This is a genomic window from Lysobacter sp., assembly GCF_035655815.1.
GTDB lineage: Bacteria > Pseudomonadota > Gammaproteobacteria > Xanthomonadales > Xanthomonadaceae > Lysobacter_J.
Genome location: NZ_DASRTS010000078.1, coordinates 88,090 through 104,348, shown reverse-complemented (window position 1 = coordinate 104,348; position 16,259 = coordinate 88,090). Strand labels below are relative to the sequence as shown.

Annotated in this window: 14 protein-coding genes; 10 read left to right on the top strand and 4 right to left on the bottom strand. The window is 67.9% G+C overall.

The features are described 5' to 3' along the window. Nucleotides 1–28: 28 nt before the first annotated feature. The gene (epmB, locus tag VFE83_RS19280) at nt 29–1,057 is read right to left on the bottom strand and encodes an EF-P beta-lysylation protein EpmB (RefSeq protein WP_324909191.1); all 1,029 of its coding nucleotides are present in this window, start codon (nt 1,055–1,057) and stop codon (nt 29–31) included. Between the two features lie 124 nt (nt 1,058–1,181). On the opposite strand from epmB, the gene efp reads away from it, so the two are divergent. The 8 genes from efp to VFE83_RS19240 all read left to right on the top strand — a co-directional run bounded on the left by efp (nt 1,182) and on the right by VFE83_RS19240 (nt 8,552). Beyond that, on the top strand, nt 1,182–1,748 hold the full coding sequence (gene efp / locus VFE83_RS19275; protein ID WP_324909189.1) for an elongation factor P: 567 nt from the start codon (nt 1,182–1,184) through the stop codon (nt 1,746–1,748). A 157-nt stretch (nt 1,749–1,905) separates the two neighbouring features. Further along, on the top strand, nt 1,906–3,249 hold the full coding sequence (locus VFE83_RS19270) for a TRZ/ATZ family hydrolase (protein ID WP_324909187.1): 1,344 nt from the start codon (nt 1,906–1,908) through the stop codon (nt 3,247–3,249). 64 nt (nt 3,250–3,313) lie between these two features. Beyond that, on the top strand, nt 3,314–4,036 hold the full coding sequence (gene ubiG / locus VFE83_RS19265; protein ID WP_324909185.1) for a bifunctional 2-polyprenyl-6-hydroxyphenol methylase/3-demethylubiquinol 3-O-methyltransferase UbiG: 723 nt from the start codon (nt 3,314–3,316) through the stop codon (nt 4,034–4,036). Between the two features lie 37 nt (nt 4,037–4,073). Beyond that, nucleotides 4,074–4,751 carry a phosphoglycolate phosphatase gene (locus VFE83_RS19260; RefSeq protein WP_324909183.1) on the top strand — a complete coding sequence of 226 codons (678 nt, stop codon included), beginning with the start codon at nt 4,074–4,076 and terminating at the stop codon, nt 4,749–4,751. Beyond that, on the top strand, nt 4,748–5,458 hold the full coding sequence (locus tag VFE83_RS19255; protein ID WP_324909181.1) for a phytoene/squalene synthase family protein: 711 nt from the start codon (nt 4,748–4,750) through the stop codon (nt 5,456–5,458). The genes VFE83_RS19260 and VFE83_RS19255 overlap by 4 nt, the downstream gene beginning before the upstream one ends. Before the next feature lie 133 nt (nt 5,459–5,591). Next, nucleotides 5,592–6,533 carry a GTP cyclohydrolase FolE2 gene (gene folE2 / locus VFE83_RS19250; RefSeq protein ID WP_324909179.1) on the top strand — a complete coding sequence of 314 codons (942 nt, stop codon included), beginning with the start codon at nt 5,592–5,594 and terminating at the stop codon, nt 6,531–6,533. Nucleotides 6,534–6,673: 140 nt separating this feature from the next. Next, a complete protein-coding gene (locus VFE83_RS19245; protein WP_324909177.1) occupies nt 6,674–8,305 on the top strand; it encodes a diguanylate cyclase in 1,632 nt (543 codons plus the stop codon). 88 nt (nt 8,306–8,393) lie between these two features. Then, nucleotides 8,394–8,552, top strand: a complete 159-nt coding sequence (locus VFE83_RS19240) for a hypothetical protein (protein WP_324909175.1) — start codon at nt 8,394–8,396, stop codon at nt 8,550–8,552. 793 nt (nt 8,553–9,345) lie between these two features. Here VFE83_RS19240 and VFE83_RS19235 read toward each other — a convergent pair. Genes VFE83_RS19235 through yidD form a run of 3 tightly spaced genes read right to left on the bottom strand, consistent with a single transcriptional unit; the run spans nt 9,346 to nt 11,794 of the window. Further along, nucleotides 9,346–10,215 carry a M23 family metallopeptidase gene (locus VFE83_RS19235; RefSeq protein ID WP_324909173.1) on the bottom strand — a complete coding sequence of 290 codons (870 nt, stop codon included), beginning with the start codon at nt 10,213–10,215 and terminating at the stop codon, nt 9,346–9,348. Continuing rightward, nucleotides 10,212–11,558, bottom strand: a complete 1,347-nt coding sequence (locus VFE83_RS19230; RefSeq protein ID WP_324909171.1) for a dihydroorotase — start codon at nt 11,556–11,558, stop codon at nt 10,212–10,214. Before VFE83_RS19230 ends, VFE83_RS19235 begins: the two co-directional genes overlap by 4 nt. Further along, the gene (gene yidD / locus VFE83_RS19225; protein ID WP_324909169.1) at nt 11,543–11,794 is read right to left on the bottom strand and encodes a membrane protein insertion efficiency factor YidD; all 252 of its coding nucleotides are present in this window, start codon (nt 11,792–11,794) and stop codon (nt 11,543–11,545) included. Before yidD ends, VFE83_RS19230 begins: the two co-directional genes overlap by 16 nt. Nucleotides 11,795–12,058: 264 nt before the next feature. Between yidD and dksA the strand changes: the two genes are divergently transcribed. Beyond that, the gene (gene dksA, locus VFE83_RS19220) at nt 12,059–13,141 is read left to right on the top strand and encodes an RNA polymerase-binding protein DksA (RefSeq protein ID WP_324909251.1); all 1,083 of its coding nucleotides are present in this window, start codon (nt 12,059–12,061) and stop codon (nt 13,139–13,141) included. Between the two features lie 247 nt (nt 13,142–13,388). Then, entirely contained in the window at nt 13,389–16,259 is a 2,871-nt protein-coding gene (locus VFE83_RS19215) for an ATP-binding protein (protein ID WP_324909167.1), read from the top strand.

Here is a 16,259-nt window from a genome sequence, read left to right as displayed (position 1 = left end):
ACGATGGTCGCGCAAACGACGACGAACGCTACGCGGAGTGGATCGGACGCTTGCCCGGGTCGCCGGCGACCTCGCGCACCAGGCGCGGCACCAGGTAGCCGGACAGGCGCGCGGCCAGATCGCGATGCAGGCGCAGCGCCACCTCGTCCGGGACCTCGAAATGCGCCGCCCCCTGCACGCGGTCGAGCTGGTGCAGGTAATAGGGCAACACGCCCGCCGCGTGGCCGCGTTCGCTCAGCTCGGCCAGGGCGTCCACCGAGTCGTTGACTCCGCGCAGCAGCACGGCCTGGTTGAGCAGCAGCGCGCCGGTGCCGCGCAGGCGTTGCAGGGCGGCGTCGACGCTGTCGTCGAACTCGCTGGCGTGGTTGGCGTGCAGGACCACCGTGACCGGCCAGGGCAGGGCATCGAGCCAGTCCACCAGCGCATCGTCGACGCGCTCGGGCAGCACCACCGGCAGGCGCGTGTGCACACGCAGGCGCTTGAGGTGCGGGATCGACGCGAGGGCGTCGGTGAGTTCGGCCAGCTTGGGCGTGGCCAGCGACCAGGGGTCGCCGCCGGACAGGATCACCTCGTCGATGGCCGGGTCCGCGCGGATTGCCTCCACCGCTTCGCGCCACCCGGCCGCCGCGGCGGTTTCCTCCGCGTACGGGAAATGTCGGCGGAAGCAGTATCGGCAATGGATCGCGCAGCTGCCCGTGGCGATCAGCAGGGCGCGCCCGCGGTATTTGCGGATGACGCCATGGCCGGCCTTGGCCTGCGAATCGCCGACCGCGTCCAGGCTGAAGCCCGGCATCGGCTGCATTTCCGCGTCCAGCGGCAGGACCTGGCGCAGCAGCGGATCGTTCGGGTCGTTCGGGCGCATGCGGGCGACGAAGCCGCGCGGGACGCGCAGCGGGAACTGCGCGGCCGCATCGTCGGAGATCGCCAGCCCGGCCGATTCCAGTCCCAGCACTGCCAGCAGTTCGCGCGGGTCGCGCACGGCATCGCGCCACAACTGCTGCCAGCGAGGGGTGGCGGAGACGGGGGCGTGCTGGGGAATGGGGGCAGCGGGTATCATGTCGGACCGGTTTTCCTTGCGCCGCGGCCTTCAGGCCGGGCACAACAGCCCGACATTCTAGCCTTCGCTGCCCTCGCGCGGCCGGCGCCCGTTACCTATTCACTTAGCAAGCAGGAGTTCCACCATGGCCAGCCTGGGCATGAACGACGTCAAGACCGGACAGAAGATCCTGGTCAACAACGACCCGTGCATCATCACCGAGACCGAGTACGTCAAGCCGGGCAAGGGCCAGGCGTTCACGCGCGTGAAGTACCGCAGCATCAAGTCGGGCCGCGTGGTCGAAATGACCATGAAGGCCACCGACAGCGTGGAGCAGGCGGACGTCGTCGATACCGACATGCAGTACCTGTACTCCGACGGCGAGTACTGGCACTTCATGAACCAGGAATCGTTCGAGCAGGTGCAGGCCGACAAGGCCGGCATGGGCGGCGCCGAGAAGTGGCTCAAGGGCGAGGAAGAGTGCGTGGTGACGCTGTGGAACGGCACGCCCATCGCCGTGCAGCCGCCGAACTTCGTCGAGTTGAAGATCGTCGAGACCGATCCGGGCCTGCGTGGCGACACCTCCGGTGGCGGCGGCAAGCCGGCCACGCTGGAAACCGGCGCGGTCGTGCGCGTGCCGCTGTTCGTGAACCAGGAAGAGATCATCAAGGTCGACACCCGCTCCGGCGAGTACGTCAGCCGCGTGAAGTGACGCAACGGCGCGTTCGCGCGTTGCGCGGACGCCCCTGCCGTTTGCGTCATCCGGCGTAGGCCGGGATCCAGCGCCTTTGCCCTTGACTTCGAGACGCAGCGAACGCCAGAGACACTGGATTCCCGCCTTCGCGGGAATGACGAGCCAAGGAAACCGAATGACCCCCGACACCCGCCCCGAAGCCTGCGACCTGTTGATCGAAGCCGGATGGGTGGTGCCGGTGGAACCGCACGGCGTGGTCCTGGAGGATCACGCCGTTGCCGTTCGTGATGGCGTAATCGTCGCCCTGCTGCCGACCCGCGAGGCGCGCGCCCGGTTCGATGCGAAGGAAACCATCTCCCGTCCCGAGGCTGCGCTGATCCCGGGCCTGGTCAATGCACATACGCATAACCCGATGACGCTGCTGCGCGGCATCGCCGACGACCTGCCGCTGATGGAGTGGCTGCAGGGCCACATCTGGCCGGTCGAAGGCGCGGTGATGGGGCCGGAATTCGTGGCGGACGGCATCGCGTTGGGCATCGCCGAGATGCTGCGCGGCGGCACCACCTGCGCCAATGAGAACTACTTTTTTCCCGACGTGCAGGCCGCCGTGTACAAGCGCCACGGCTTCCGTGCGCGCGTTGGCCTGCCGGTGATCGATTTCCCGACCGCGTGGGCCAAGTCGGCGGACGAATACTTCGACCGCGCCGGTGAGGTCCATGACCAGTGGCGCGACGATCCGCTGGTCGCGACCACCTTCGCGCCGCATGCGCCCTACACCGTGTCGGACGCGAACTTCGAGCGCATCCGCATGCTGTCGGACCAGCTCGACGTGCCGGTGCACCTGCATACACACGAGACGGCACAGGAGGTGGTCGAGTCCCACGACAAGCTGGGCCAGCGCCCGCTCGCGCGCCTGGACCGCCTCGGCCTGGTCAACGACCGCCTGATCGCCGTGCACATGACCCAGCTGACCGACGCGGAGATCGCGTTGTGCGCGCAGCGCGGCGTCAGCGTGGTGCATTGCCCGGAATCCAACCTCAAGCTCGCGTCCGGTTTCTGCCCGGTCGGCAAGCTGCAGAAGGCCGGCGTCACCATCGCCATCGGCACCGACGGCTGCGCAAGCAACAACGACCTGGACATGTTCGGCGAGACGCGCACCGCGGCACTGCTGGCCAAGGCCGTGGCACAGGACGCCTCGGCGTTCGACGCGGCCACGGCATTGCACGCGGCGACGCTGGGCGGCGCCCGTGCGATGGGCTTCGAGTCGCTGGTCGGCTCCATCGTGGCCGGCAAGCAGGCCGATCTGGTCTGCGTGGACCTCGGCCAGCTGGAAACGCAGCCGCTGCATCACGTCATCTCGCAACTGATCTACGCGACCGGCCGCCACCAGGTGACCGATGTGTGGATTGCCGGCCACGCCAAACTGCGCCAGCGCGTGCTGGTCGACATGGACCTGGACGAACTGGTCGCCAATGCCAAGCAGTGGCGCGCGCGGATCGCGGCGATCCGCCTGACGTGATCCGTCCGTTTTTGATGCTTTCGTTCGTCGTCACCGCATACAAGCGGCGACCCGGAGAACCCGCATGACCACGCAGACTTCCAGCGACACCAATTTCAACCAGGCCGAGCTCGACAAGTTCGGCGCGCTGGCGCAGCGCTGGTGGGATCCGGAAGGCCCGCAGAAGCCGTTGCACGCGTTGAATCCGGCGCGGTTGGGCTATGTCGTGCAGCGCACGTCGCTGCAGGGCGCGCGCGTGCTCGACGTGGGCTGCGGCGCGGGCCTGCTGAGCGAAGCGCTGGCGCGCGAGGGTGCGCAGGTCACCGCGCTCGACCTGGCACCCGAGCTGGTCAAGGTGGCCCGGCTGCACGGCCTGGAAAGCGGTGTGAAGGTCGATTACCGGTTGCAGTCCGTCGAATCGCTGGCCGAGGAAATGCCCGGCCAGTTCGATGCAGTGACGTGTATGGAGATGCTGGAACACGTGCCCGACCCGGGTTCGATCATCCGCGCCTGCGCGACGCTGCTGCGTCCGGGCGGGCGCCTGTTCCTGTCCACGCTCAACCGCACCCCTGCCGCCTTCGCGCTGGCCATCGTGGGCGCGGAGTACATCGCGCGCCTGTTGCCCAAGGGCACGCACCAGTATCGCGACTTCATCCGTCCGCACGAGCTGGCCGCGTGGCTGCGCGAAGCGGGCCTGCAGCTGGAAGACGTCAGCGGCCTGATGTACGAGCCGTGGCGCAACAGCGCGCGCGTGATCGCTCGCACCGACGTGAACTACCTGGCGTGCGCGGCGAAGCCGCAGGCGTGACGCTCCCGCACCCATTTCCCTTTCGTACTGAAGCAGCATGACTTCCCGCAATTTCCCCAAGGCCGTCCTGTTCGATCTGGACGGCACGCTGCTCGACAGTGCGCCGGACATGGCCGCCGCGATCGACGCCATGCGCGCCGCGCGCGGACAGCCGCCGATGCCGCTGGCGGACCTGCGTCCGTACGTATCCAAGGGTGCACGCGCGATGGTGGCGGCGGCGTTTCCGCAGGTCGACGCTGCAGAACGCGAGCGCTGGATCCCGGAGTTCCTGGATCACTACCAGCGCGAACTCGGCCGCCATGGCGCGCCGTTCGATGGCATCGAAGCGATGCTCGCCGCGCTGGAGCAGGCCGGCACGGTGTGGGGCATCGTCACCAACAAGCCCGAATACCTCGCGCGCCAGCTGATGCCGGTGCTGGGGTGGGAGCAGCGTTGTGCGGTGCTGATCGGTGGCGACACGCTCAGTGCGCGCAAGCCCGATCCGCTGCCGCTTCTGGTAGCGGCCGAACGTATCGGCGTCGAGCAGCGCGAGTGCATCTACGTCGGCGACGACGAGCGCGACATCCTCGCGGCGCGGGCGGCCGGGATGCCGTCGGTCGTGGCGCTGTGGGGATATCGGCTGGACGAGGACGACCCGATCGCCTGGCAGGGCGACGTGATGATCGACGAGCCGGCCGAACTCGCCTTTCCCGCGGCGTGGCCGGGCCCGCGATGAGCCCTTCCGAACTCCACCACGACGACGCCCTCGAGAGCTTCCTCGACAAGTGGCGCACGCGCTGGCCGGAATGGAACGTGGTGCAGGTGTTCGTGCCGGCGCAACAACGCGAGCTCGCCTTGGCATGGGCGGCGCTGCAGCAGGAACTGACCGACGCTGCCTGGGGCGGCAGCGATGCACGTCCGGGCGAAGCCAAGCTCGCTTGGTGGATGGAGGAACTGCAGGGCTGGTCGCGTGGGCTTCGCCGTCATCCGCTCGGCAGCGCGCTGCAGCGGCAGGCCGCGCCGTGGCAGGCATTGGGTGCGGCGATTCCATCGTTGCGCGAGAGCCGCGAACGACCACGCGACCGCGAAGACGCGCTGCGCGCAGTGCTGCCTTTCGCGCAGGCCGTCGCGGCAGTGGACGCGACGCTGTTCGGTGGCACGGCTGAGGCGGGGGTTCCCGCCGTGCAGGCGTCGCTGCTGCAGGTGCGGCTGGCCCAGTTGGGCGAGGCGGGCGTGCCGCTCAGCGCGCTCGCCGGAAGTGACGGCGCTACCCGGGCCTGGAGCCAGGAGCTGTTGGCGCATTGGCCGCCGGCCGGATCGGCTCCGCGCCCGCGGCGCCTGTGGGCGGCTTTGGCGCGCCAACGACTGCGCCGTGGCGATCCGGCCCTGCCTCTGCCGCCGTGGACCGCGCTGATGGCGGCCTGGCGTGGCGTCCGCGGTTGAACCGGCCTATCGCGCCGATAGCCGCACCGGCGGGGCGCAACTGACTGTTGCAGCCTCCGGCCGGGGTCGGCCGGAAACCGGCGGCTACAATGGCCCGGCTTGCGCTCCCCCGCGCTGTCCCCACTTCATCGCCGTGACCACGATCTCGACCACTCCGCGCCGTCTTCCCGATGTCGCCTTCGACGCCGCCGCCGCGGCGCGACCGCTCGACTGGGTCGGCATGTCCAACATCGCACTGCCGCTGCGCATTCCTTCCGGCGACGGCGAACCGATCACCGTGGCCGCGTCGGTCGACGTGTCGGTCGACCTGAAGGACGCCAACGCGCGCGGTATCCACATGTCGCGCATGTACCTGCAACTGCAGAACGCCTTCGCCAGCGAGACGGTGACGCCCGCCGGCCTGCGCCGCGTGCTGCAGACGCTGATCGAGAACCAGGGCGGCATTTCCAGCGCCGCACGCCTGGTGCTGCGTTACGAGCAGTTGCTGCTGCGACCGGCGCTGGCCAGCAACAACGCCGGCTGGAAGCGTTATCCCGTCGAGATCGACGCGAGCCTGCGCGAAGGTCATCTGCATCTGGCGCTGCGCTTCGCCGTCGAGTACTCCAGCACCTGCCCGGCATCGGCGGCCCTCTCGCGCCAGCTCAACGCCGAACGCTTCGCCGAGGATTTCGCCGCCGCGCGTCCGCTCTCGACCGCGGTGGTCGGCGAGTGGCTCGCTTCCGAACGCGGCCTGGCCGCCACTCCGCACGCGCAGCGCAGCCGCGCTGACGTGCGGGTGGAGCTGCGTCCGGCTTTCGACGAGCTGCCGCTCGCTGCCCTGATCGACGCCTTGGAGCACGCCTTGGGCACGCCGGTGCAGACCGCCGTCAAGCGCGAGGACGAGCAGGCCTTCGCCCGGCTCAATGCCGAAAACCTGATGTTCTGCGAGGACGCCGCCCGCCGCGTCGCCGCCGCGCTGTCGGCCGACCCGCGCATCGAGCGTTTCGATGCCCACGTCGCCCATTTCGAGAGTCTTCACGCCCATGACGCGGTCGCCCGCGTGAGCGGGCAGGGCGCCCGCGACCCGGCCGCCTGACCGGGCCGGGTCGCCCCTCGTCGGCAAATCCGCGACACGCGTCTCAGTTGGGCTATCCTGTCCGGCCTTGCTGGGGGGCCGGACGGGTTATGGGGAAACCCTTACGTCGATGGTGCCAGGCCATTTTGGCCTCGTTCGGCATGCTCGTGGCGGCGTCCGCGTCGGCACAGCTGTTCGACGTGGCCCGGCTCGACGCCGATCCCGTGCCGGCCCAGGTGCTGGCTGGCGGGCATGCCCGCGACTTCGTCAGCGTCGACGGCCAATCCATCTTCGAGACCGTCAAGAAGCCCCGCTGGTGGCGGCTCACGGCGCGCCAGTCCGTACCGGCGGGCGAAAACCCGCATCTAGTCCTGCGCACCCCCTTTCTGAACCACGTCGAGGTCTGGCGCCCCGGTGACGTGATGCCCGTGCGCCGGGGCCTGATCGGCGATGACGCGGATCTCTCGTTTTCCACCCGCGCGCTGGTGGTGCCGTTGACCGAGGGCCTCACCGCGGGCGAGGCGATCTACCTGCGCGTGCACATGACCAGCCCGGCACCGATGCCGATCTCGGTGGAGCCACTCGCGCAGGTGCACCGGCGCGACCTGCGCCATGTCGCCCTGCGGACGCTGGTGCTCGGAACGCTGGGCGTGCTGGCGATGCTCGCGTTCGGCTTCTGGATCGGCATCGGCGAGCGCAGCTATGCCTTCCTGTTCGTCACGCTGGTTGCGCAGTCGCTGTACCTGGTGTGCATGGGCGGCGAAGTGCGGCTGGTTCCGTGGCTGTCGCAGTGGATCGGATCGGACCCGCGCGCGCCACGCATGTTCGGCCTGCTGGCCGTGCTGGCCAGCAACAGCTTCTTCGCGTTCTACCTCAACCTGCGCGACCAGCAGCCCAGGCTGATGCAGATGATCGTGGGCTGCAACGTGGCGGTGCTCGCCTTGCTGGCGGTGACGTTCGCCAGTTCCGCTTCGCTGATCGCCCTCATCGCCAACCTGGTACTGGTGGTTTCGGCCGTGACCGTGTTCGTGGCCAGCGTGCGCGGTGCGTTGCAGCGGCAGCGCGAGGCGTACTTCATGCTGCTGTCGTGGACGCCAATGGTGGTGCTGGTGGTGCTGCGCGTGGGTGAACTGCTCGGCGGCTGGACCAACCCGGAGTGGATGGAATACGCCTTCCCGATCGGTTTCGCGATGGGCGGACTGGTGCTGATGATTGGCCTGACCGATCACATGCATCAGTTGCGTCGCGACCGCGATCACGCCAATCACCTAGCCACCTATGACGCGCTCACCGGCGCGCTGACCCGCTCGGCCGTTACCGAGCGGCTGGATGCGCTGGCGGCCGCGGCGCAGAGCGCGCGTCGACCGCTGTCGGTCGTGTTCTTCGACATCGACCATTTCAAGCGCATCAACGACGAGTACGGTCATCGCGTCGGCGACCAGACCCTGCGCATCGTCGCGCTGCGCGCGCGCAACCGGCTGCGTACCTACGACCTGTTCGCGCGCTACGGCGGCGACGAGGTGCTGGTGGTGCTGCCCGACACGCAGCTGCGCGAAGCGCTATGCGTGGCCGAGAACCTGCGTGCGGCGGTGAATTGCCGGCCGTTGTCCATCGACAACCGGCTGTTCAACGTCACCCTAAGCCTGGGCGTGGCGGAGCTCCATAACGGCGAGAGCGTGGAAAAGCTGCTCGAGCGCGCGGATGCCGCGCTCTATGCCAGCAAGTACGCCGGACGCGACCGCGTCACCGCCTACACCGCCGCGCGTGTTCGCGTGAGCGCGACGGTCACATGAGCCCGCGCACCCGGCACGACGCGCACGCTGGCGCGGCTCCGCCCATGGCCGCGGACGGCTGACCATGTTCGTTCGGGAATGGATGCCCATGCGAAATCTCCTGCAACTACTCGTTCTGTTCGTCTCGATGGCGCTGCCGTTTCCCAATCCGAACCCGAAGATGGTGACCCCGCACGATCTGGAAATGACGCCGAGCCATTACGCACTGGGTCGCGTAAAGCCGGCGGCTTCGCCGATCCTGGGCTGATGGAGCTGGCGGCGCACAACATCGGATGTGCGCCGTTTCCCGCTCGGCAGAAGCGCTCGCCTTGCTCGTCATCCCCGCGCAGGCGATCTCGCCTTTGCTCGTCATCCCCGCGAAGGGGATCTCTTGCCTTTGCTCGTCATCCCCGCGAAGGCGGGGATCCAGGGACTTTCCACGCTTTCCCGGCTGTGTTTGAAGAGCAAGAGCACAGCTTTCCTCCATCTAAAGCCGATCGCGTCACTTTTCTTTGCTGACCCAAAGTCCGACCGGTGCTCGTCATCCCCGCGAAGGCGGGGATCCAGGGACTTTCCACGCTTTCCCGGCTGTGTTTGAAGAGCAAGAGCACAGCTTTCCTCCATCTAAAGCCGATCGCGTCACTTTTCTTTGCTGACCCAAAGTCCGACCGGATTCCCTCCGTCAAACGTAACCCCAAGAAAGGGTCTTCCCCGACAAAGCAGTCCTACGGCCGGCGAAGGAGTCGGTGCCCCGCAAGTCGGTACGGCCTACGTCCGCGGGCCCGCGCTTGCGGCGCGGGCGTTCGGGCAATGCGCAAGCCAGTGGCTCGCAAGCACGCATCGCCCTCACTCCGGGCCTCCTTGCTCAGCACCACACGTCCATGTGCGGCGCCCTAGGGGTCTAGGAACATGTTGGGCTGTTCAACAGCAATAGCGCAGAAAGCGAGAAACGATCGCGATCAAGGCGGCAGTAGACGCGGAATGTCGGCCATGCCCGTTGCTCTCATGATCCATCGACTGCGCTTCGCAAACGCGCACGTGCGCTTTCACACTCCGCAGGACTAGCGCGTCCGCTCCAGCACCAGCAACGGATCGATGCGCACGTCGAACCAGTTCATTCCCCAGTGCAGATGCGGCCCGGTCGCGCGGCCCGTAGCTCCTACCGCACCAATGACCTGGCCCTGCGTGACGCGATCACCGACCTTCACGTCGATCCTCGACAGGTGCAGGAAGTTCGAGCTCACGCCGTAACCATGATCGATCAGCAGCGTGCCGCCGGTGAGGTAGAGGTCCGGCCCGGCAAAGGTCACCACGCCAGCTGCGGGGGCGAGGACGGGCGTGCCGTCCGGCGCTGCGATGTCCATGCCCGAGTGGGGCGTCTTGGGCGTGCCGTTGTACACGCGCTGGTTGCCGAAGCGGCCGCTGATGCGTCCCTGCACCGGCCAGATGAAGGCCTGCGCGAAGTCGGTGCGGTCGTCGTCGCGTTGGCGCGCGGCGGTGACCTGCGCCTGTTCGCGCTCGATGCGTGCGGCGATCTCCGGCGGCGGATTCACCGTCGCCGTCGGCACGCCGCGGATGTTCTCGATCGGCCAGTCGCGCGGGGTTACCGCGATGGCGATGTCCTGTCGGCGCCCATCGGGCGTTGTGACCTGCACGCTGGCCGGACCGGTGTCATCGCGGCCCACACCGAACACGACCGTGCCGTAGGGCGTGGCACGCAGCGTGCGCGCTTCGTAGCGCACCGTGCTGCCAGCCGGCACCTTGCCGAACACCAGCGAGCCCTGCTGCACCGAAGACGGAAACACCACGCGAAGATCCGTGTTGGGATTCGCGCTGGCCTGGACAGCGGTAACCGGCGTGCCGGCGCAGGCGCTGCCGGTCGCTACGAGCAGGCACGCGAGCGCGCATCCGAGCGCGCGCGTCGCCGTCATCGATCGAAGGCCAGGCGCTGGCCCTGCGGCTTGCCAACCAGTTGCCGGCCGTCCCAGACCAGCTCGCCGTTGACCCAGGTCGAAGCGATCCGCGAGCGGAAGGTCGTGCCCTCGAACGGCGACCAGCCGCACTTGGACAGCACATCGGCGCGCTGCACGGTGAACGGCGTGTCGTCCACCAGCACCAGGTCGGCGGCATAGCCTTCGCGCAGAAAGCCGCGGCCGTGCACGTCGAACAGCTGCGCCGGCGCGTGCGCGAACTTCTGCACCACCTGCGCCGTGGTCAGGCGTCCCTCGTGGACCAGTTCCAGCGCCGCCACCAGTGCGTACTGCACCAGCGGCAGTCCGCTGGGCGCACCGGTGTACGGACGCGATTTCTCTTCCAGGGTGTGCGGCGCGTGATCGGTGGCCAGCACGTCGATCACGTCCGTGGCCAGCGCCTGGATCAGCGCTTCGCGGTCGCTTGCGTCCTTGATCGACGGGTTGCACTTGATCAGGTGGCCCAGCCGCTCGTAGTCGGCGCGATCGAAGCGCAGGAAATGGATGCAGGTCTCGGCCGTGATGCGCTTGCGGCTGCCGTCGGCGCGCACCAGCGGGCCCGGTTCGAACAGCGCCAGTTCGTCGGCGGTGCTGATGTGCAGCACGTGCAGGCGCGAGTCGTGCTTGCGCGCCAGCGACAGCGCCAGTTGCGTGGACTTCATGCATGCCTGGCGCGAACGGATGTCCGCATGGCACGCGGCGGGGATGTCGTCGCCATACTTCGCCTTGTAGCGGGCGAGCTCGGCATCGATCATCGGCGTGTCTTCGCAATGCGTGATGATCGGCGTCGGCGCGTCGCGGAAGATGCCGTCGAGGATCTCCGGGTTGTCCACCAGCATGTTGCCTGTGGATGCGCCCATGAACACCTTGATGCCAGGCGCGCTGCGCGGATCAAGCGCCCGGATCGCGGCGAGGTTGTCGTTGCTCGCGCCCAGGTAGAAGCCGTAGTTCCCCCATGCGCGGCCCTCGGCGCGGCGGTATTTGTCTTCCAGCGCCGCCGAATCCAGCGTCGGCGGGCTGGTGTTGGGCATGTCCATGAAGGTGGTCAGCCCACCCGCAACGGCGGCGGCGGACTCGGTCGCCATGTCCGCCTTGTATTCCAGTCCGGGTTCGCGGAAGTGCACCTGGTCGTCGATCATGCCCGGCAGCAGGCGCCGCCCCGCGGCATCGACCACGCGCTCGCCGGCATGTGCGTCCAGGCTGCTGCCGATCTGCGTGATGCGGCCGGCGTCCATGCGCAGGTCGCCTTCGAACTCGCGACCTTCATTGACCAGGCGTGCGTTGACGATCAGTGTCGAGGGCATGTGTGTTTTCCGGATGAAGACGCATCGGGCACGGGATCGAACCCGCCGGGATGCAGGGGATGGCAGCGCGCTATGCGGCGAACCGCCAGCCAGCCGCCCTTGATGGCGCCGAAGCGGGCGATCGCCTGCATGGCGTATTCCGAGCACGTGGGATGGAATCGGCAGCGCGGACCAAGCAGCGGGCTGACCCAGCGCTTGTAGCCGCGAAGTGCGACGATGAGCAGGCGGTCGATCACGGTTCCTTAATGCGGCCGGGCAGTAGAAGTGCGGTTGCCGCAGGTGCCGGGGCAGGGTATAACAGCGCGCTTTCCCGTCACAAGGCTTCATGTCCGGGCGACCGGAAGAGGTCGGCCGGATCTGGCGGAACCGGTGTCATCGACCGTTCCGCATCAGTCGTTGCGGCACTTGCATGCCGTAACGCAAAGTGGGGCATGCTGTGCTCCGCACCGCCTCCGGATTCCCGTCCGGGGGTCCTCAGGGAACAGAAGGACACGTCGCTCGTGGCAGTGAAAAAAACCGCGAAGAAGGCCGCAAAGGCCGTCAAGAAGACCGTCAAGCCGGCCGCCAAGAAGGCCGCGTCCAGCAAGCCCGCAGCAAAGAAGTCCGCGGCCAAGCCGGCAGCGAAGAAGGCGGTGACCAAGCCCGCAGCAAAGAAGGCCGCTCCCGCCAAGCCGGCGCCGAAGAGGGCCGTCGCGAAGAAGGCTCCGGCCAAGGTCGCCACCAAGTCCGCCGCTACCAAGAAGGTCCTCGCCAAGAAGGCGGCGGCTCCCGCCAGGAAGCCGGTCGCCAAGCAGGCTCCGGCGCCTGCCAAGAAGGCTGCAGCGCCGGCCAAGACGCCGGTCGCCAAGCCCGCACCAGTCAAGGAAGGCAAGCCCGCTGCCGTAAAGGCGGAGAGCAAGCCTGTTGTCAAAAAACCCCCGCAAAGTACGGCAGCTGCGCCCGCGCCGGCACAGCCTCCCGTCAGCAAGCCAGAAGTTGCCAAGAATCCAGTGACGCAATCCGCATCCAACAAGGCGCCTGCATCCAAAGCGGCGGCCGCCAGCACACCCGCGACCAAGACCGCATCCCGCCCGGCCGGCAAGGTGGCCGTGGCCGTCGTTTCGAAGCCGCAGGCTCCCGCGCCGAAGGGCAAGGTCAAAGTCGTGCCGTACCAGACAGATGAGGCTACAGGCCGTCCGATCGTCCCGCAGGGCTACAAGCCCGGCGTCGACGAGGAATACATGAACCCGCTGCAACTCGAGTACTTCCGCCAGCGCCTGCTGCAGTGGCGCACGGATCTGGTCGAGGAATCCAAGCAGACCATCGAGAATCTCAAGGACGAAGTCCGCGACGTCGGCGACGAAGCCGAGCGCGCCACCCGCGAGACCGAGAACTCGCTCGAACTGCGCACCCGCGATCGCTACCGCAAGCTGATCAGCAAGATCGACAGCACGCTCAAGCGCGTCGACTCCGGTGACTACGGCTACTGCGTCGACACTGGCGAGGAGATCGGCCTGGAGCGCCTGGAGGCGCGCCTGACCGCCGAGCGCACCATCGACGCGCAGGAGCGCTGGGAACACCTGCAGAAGCAGATGGGCGACTGATCGCCACTGTCGGCAGCGCCACCGAAGGCCCCGCTCCAGGCGGGGCCTTTCGTTTTGGCGGAGTCGGGAGCAGGTAGCCGTACTGCCATGCTCCATGATCGTCATTCGACCGTACCTGCGAGGCGGGCGTGAGTGATGGAATGTCCGCCGGGCAGGACGCCTCGCCACGTTGACGATGTCCTCAGCGTGCATGGCTCAGGATGGCCGGGTTCCAGCCAGACGGGGAGCGCGCCGGATGGGTCGAAGCATGAACAGGACCGGCGATCACGACGCCGGCAACCAGCGGATCCAGCTTGCGCTGGACGCCGCGGGCATCGGCAGCTTCACCTACTACCCGCAGGAAGATCGCGGCGAGCCGGATGCGCGCCTGCTCGCAATGCTGGGCCTTCCGCCCGATGCGCCGATGAGCCTGGCGATCGCGCTGGCGACGGTCATCCACCCGGAGGAGCGCGACGACTACGCGCGCGCGGTCGCGCAGGCGCTGGATCCTGCAGGCGAGGGCCTGCTGCAGGAAGACATCCGCGTCGTATTGCCGGATGGCGCCTGCCGCTGGGTGTCCGTCACCGCGCGCACGTCGTTCGAAGGCATGCCGCCCCGGGCGGTCCGGATGGATGGCGTGGTCATCGACATTTCGGCACGCAAGGACGCCGAGGCGAAGCTGCGTGCGGTCGCGGGCTCGCAGAATTTCCTGGTGTCGCTGGGCGACGCGCTGCGGCCTGTCGAAGACCCCGCCGAGGTGATGCGCCAGGCGATGCATCGGCTCGCGCAGCACCTGGACGTCAACCGCTGCTACTACAGCGAGGTCGAGCGCAACGGCGTGCACTGCGTGGTCCAGAACAGCTTCAACCGCGGCGTGCGCAGCCTGGACGGGCGTTATCGCCTGGACGACTACAACTCCTCCAAGATCGGCATGCTGCGTTCGGCCCGGAACTTCGTGCTGAACGACGCGGAAAGCGACGAAGAGATCACCGCCGAGGAGCGCGAGCGCTATCGCGCGCTGGAGATCCGCTCGCTGATCAACGTTCCGCTGGTGAAGAACCGGCGTCTGATCGCCGTGCTGGGCATCAGCGACGTGCGTCCGCGAAAGTGGTCCGCCGACGAGATCGAGCTGGTGCGCGAAACCGCGGAGCGCACCTGGGCCGCGGTCGAACGTGCCCGTGCCGAGGCGGCGCTGCGCCAGAGCGAGGAACGTTTCCAGCAGGTCGCGCGCACCGTCGATGCCGTGCTGTACGTCATCGACGCCACGGAGAACCGGGTCGTCTACGTCAACGATGCCTACTACCGGCTGTGGAAGTTCGATCCGGCCCGGCTGCATCGACGCCGCCAGGGTTGGCTCGACCGCCTGCATCCGGACGATTCGGCGCGCGTGCGTGCGCTGTTCGATGCGTTCCTCGCCGGCGAGGGCTCGTTCGAGACCGAATACCGCATCGTGCTGGATGACGGCTCGGAACGCTGGGTGCACGACCGGGCGACGGTGGCCAGCCGCAACGAGGACGGCAGCGTTCGCGCGATCACCGGCATGGCGGCGGACATCACCCAGGAGAAGCTGGCCGAGCGCCTGCTCCGTCAGTCCGAGGAGAAATACCGCACCCTGTTCGAATCCATCGACCAGGGCTTTTGCCTGTTCGAGATGATCTACGAGGGCGGGCGGCCGATGGACTACCGGTTCCTCGAGGTCAATCCGGCGTTCGAGCGCCAGACAGGACTGGTGAACGCGGTCGGGCGCACGATCCGCGAACTCGCGCCCGCGCACGAGCAGGACTGGTACGACATCTATGGAGAAGTCGAGCGCACTGGCAAGCCGTTGCGCTTCGTGCGCCGCGCGGAGGCGCTTGACCGCGATTTCGATGTGTACGCCTTCCGCGTCGGCACCGATGATGCGCCACGAGTGGCGGCGCTGTTCGCCGACATCACCGACCGCAGGCGCATGGAGGAAGCGCTGTTGCGCGCGGACCGGCGCAAGGACGAGTTCCTGGCGACACTGGCACACGAACTGCGCAATCCGCTTGCACCGATCCGCACCGGGCTGGAGTTGCTGCGGCGCATGCATGGCGCCGCCGAGGCCGATGCGAAGTCGCTGATCGGCATGATGGACACGCAGGTGCAGCATCTGGTGCGCATGGTCGACGACCTGCTGGACATCAGCCGCATCAGCCGCGGCAAGGTCGAACTGCACCGGCGCTGCGTCGATCTGGTGGCGGAGGTGCGTACCGCGGCTGAAGCGATGCGCGCAACGTGCGAGGCGGGCGGCCGCAGGCTATCGGTCTACCTGCCGGACTCGCGAATGATGGGCCACGTCGACGCGACGCGGGTGATGCAGGTGCTGGGCAACCTGCTCAGCAACGCCTACAAGTTCACCAGCGAAGGCGGCCACATCGCACTGTCGCTGGAACGCGAGGGCGACCATGCGGTGATCCGGGTTCGCGACGACGGCATCGGCATCGCGGACGCGCACATCGAACAGATCTTCGCCACATTCATGCAGGTGGATACGTCCATCGAGCGCAAGCAGACCGGCCTTGGGCTGGGGCTGGCCGTTGCGAAGGAACTCGTCGCGATGCACGGCGGCAGCATCCGCGCGCGTAGTCCCGGGCTGGGGCAGGGCAGCGAGTTTGTCGTAAGGCTGCCTTTGGACGAACATGCCGCGGCGCCGCCATCTGCCGACGCGCGTCCGGGCGCTCCGGCTTCACCATGCCAACCGCGCCCCGTCGATCAACTTGACGTGGCGCAGGCATCGAACCGCGTGCTGGTGGTCGACGACAACCGTGCGTCCGCCGATACGCTGGCCCTGCTGCTGAGGTTGTCCGGCTTCGACGTGCGCGTGGCTTACGAAGGCAGCGAGGCGGTGCGGCAGGCGCGCGAATGGGGGCCTGACGCGGTGGTGATGGACATCGGCATGCCGGACCTCAATGGCTACGAGGCCTGCCGCCGGATGCGGGCCGATGCCAGCGGACGGCCCATGTTCGTCGTCGCGTTGACTGGCTGGGGCGGTGCCGAGGACAAGGCCGCGAGCCGCAACGCCGGATTCGACGTGCACCTGGTGAAGCCGGTGGAACCCGGCGCCGTGGCCGAACTGCTGGCCTTGCAGCTGGAATTGCAGGCGCAGGGCTCGAAGTAG

Excerpts from the sequence above, each read along its gene's own strand:
- VFE83_RS19270 (WP_324909187.1), top strand. The coding sequence starts at position 1,906 with ATGACCCCCGACACCCGCCCCGAAGCCTGCGACCTGTTGATCGAAGCC.
- VFE83_RS19255 (WP_324909181.1), top strand. The coding sequence starts at position 4,748 with ATGAGCCCTTCCGAACTCCACCACGACGACGCCCTCGAGAGCTTCCTC.
- VFE83_RS19230 (WP_324909171.1), bottom strand. The coding sequence starts at position 11,558 with ATGCCCTCGACACTGATCGTCAACGCACGCCTGGTCAATGAAGGTCGC.
- efp (WP_324909189.1), top strand. The coding sequence starts at position 1,182 with ATGGCCAGCCTGGGCATGAACGACGTCAAGACCGGACAGAAGATCCTG.
- VFE83_RS19245 (WP_324909177.1), top strand. The coding sequence starts at position 6,674 with ATGCTCGTGGCGGCGTCCGCGTCGGCACAGCTGTTCGACGTGGCCCGG.
- VFE83_RS19235 (WP_324909173.1), bottom strand. The coding sequence starts at position 10,215 with ATGACGGCGACGCGCGCGCTCGGATGCGCGCTCGCGTGCCTGCTCGTA.
- VFE83_RS19240 (WP_324909175.1), top strand. The coding sequence starts at position 8,394 with ATGCGAAATCTCCTGCAACTACTCGTTCTGTTCGTCTCGATGGCGCTG.
- VFE83_RS19215 (WP_324909167.1), top strand. The coding sequence starts at position 13,389 with ATGAACAGGACCGGCGATCACGACGCCGGCAACCAGCGGATCCAGCTT.
- VFE83_RS19260 (WP_324909183.1), top strand. The coding sequence starts at position 4,074 with ATGACTTCCCGCAATTTCCCCAAGGCCGTCCTGTTCGATCTGGACGGC.
- epmB (WP_324909191.1), bottom strand. The coding sequence starts at position 1,057 with ATGATACCCGCTGCCCCCATTCCCCAGCACGCCCCCGTCTCCGCCACC.
- ubiG (WP_324909185.1), top strand. The coding sequence starts at position 3,314 with ATGACCACGCAGACTTCCAGCGACACCAATTTCAACCAGGCCGAGCTC.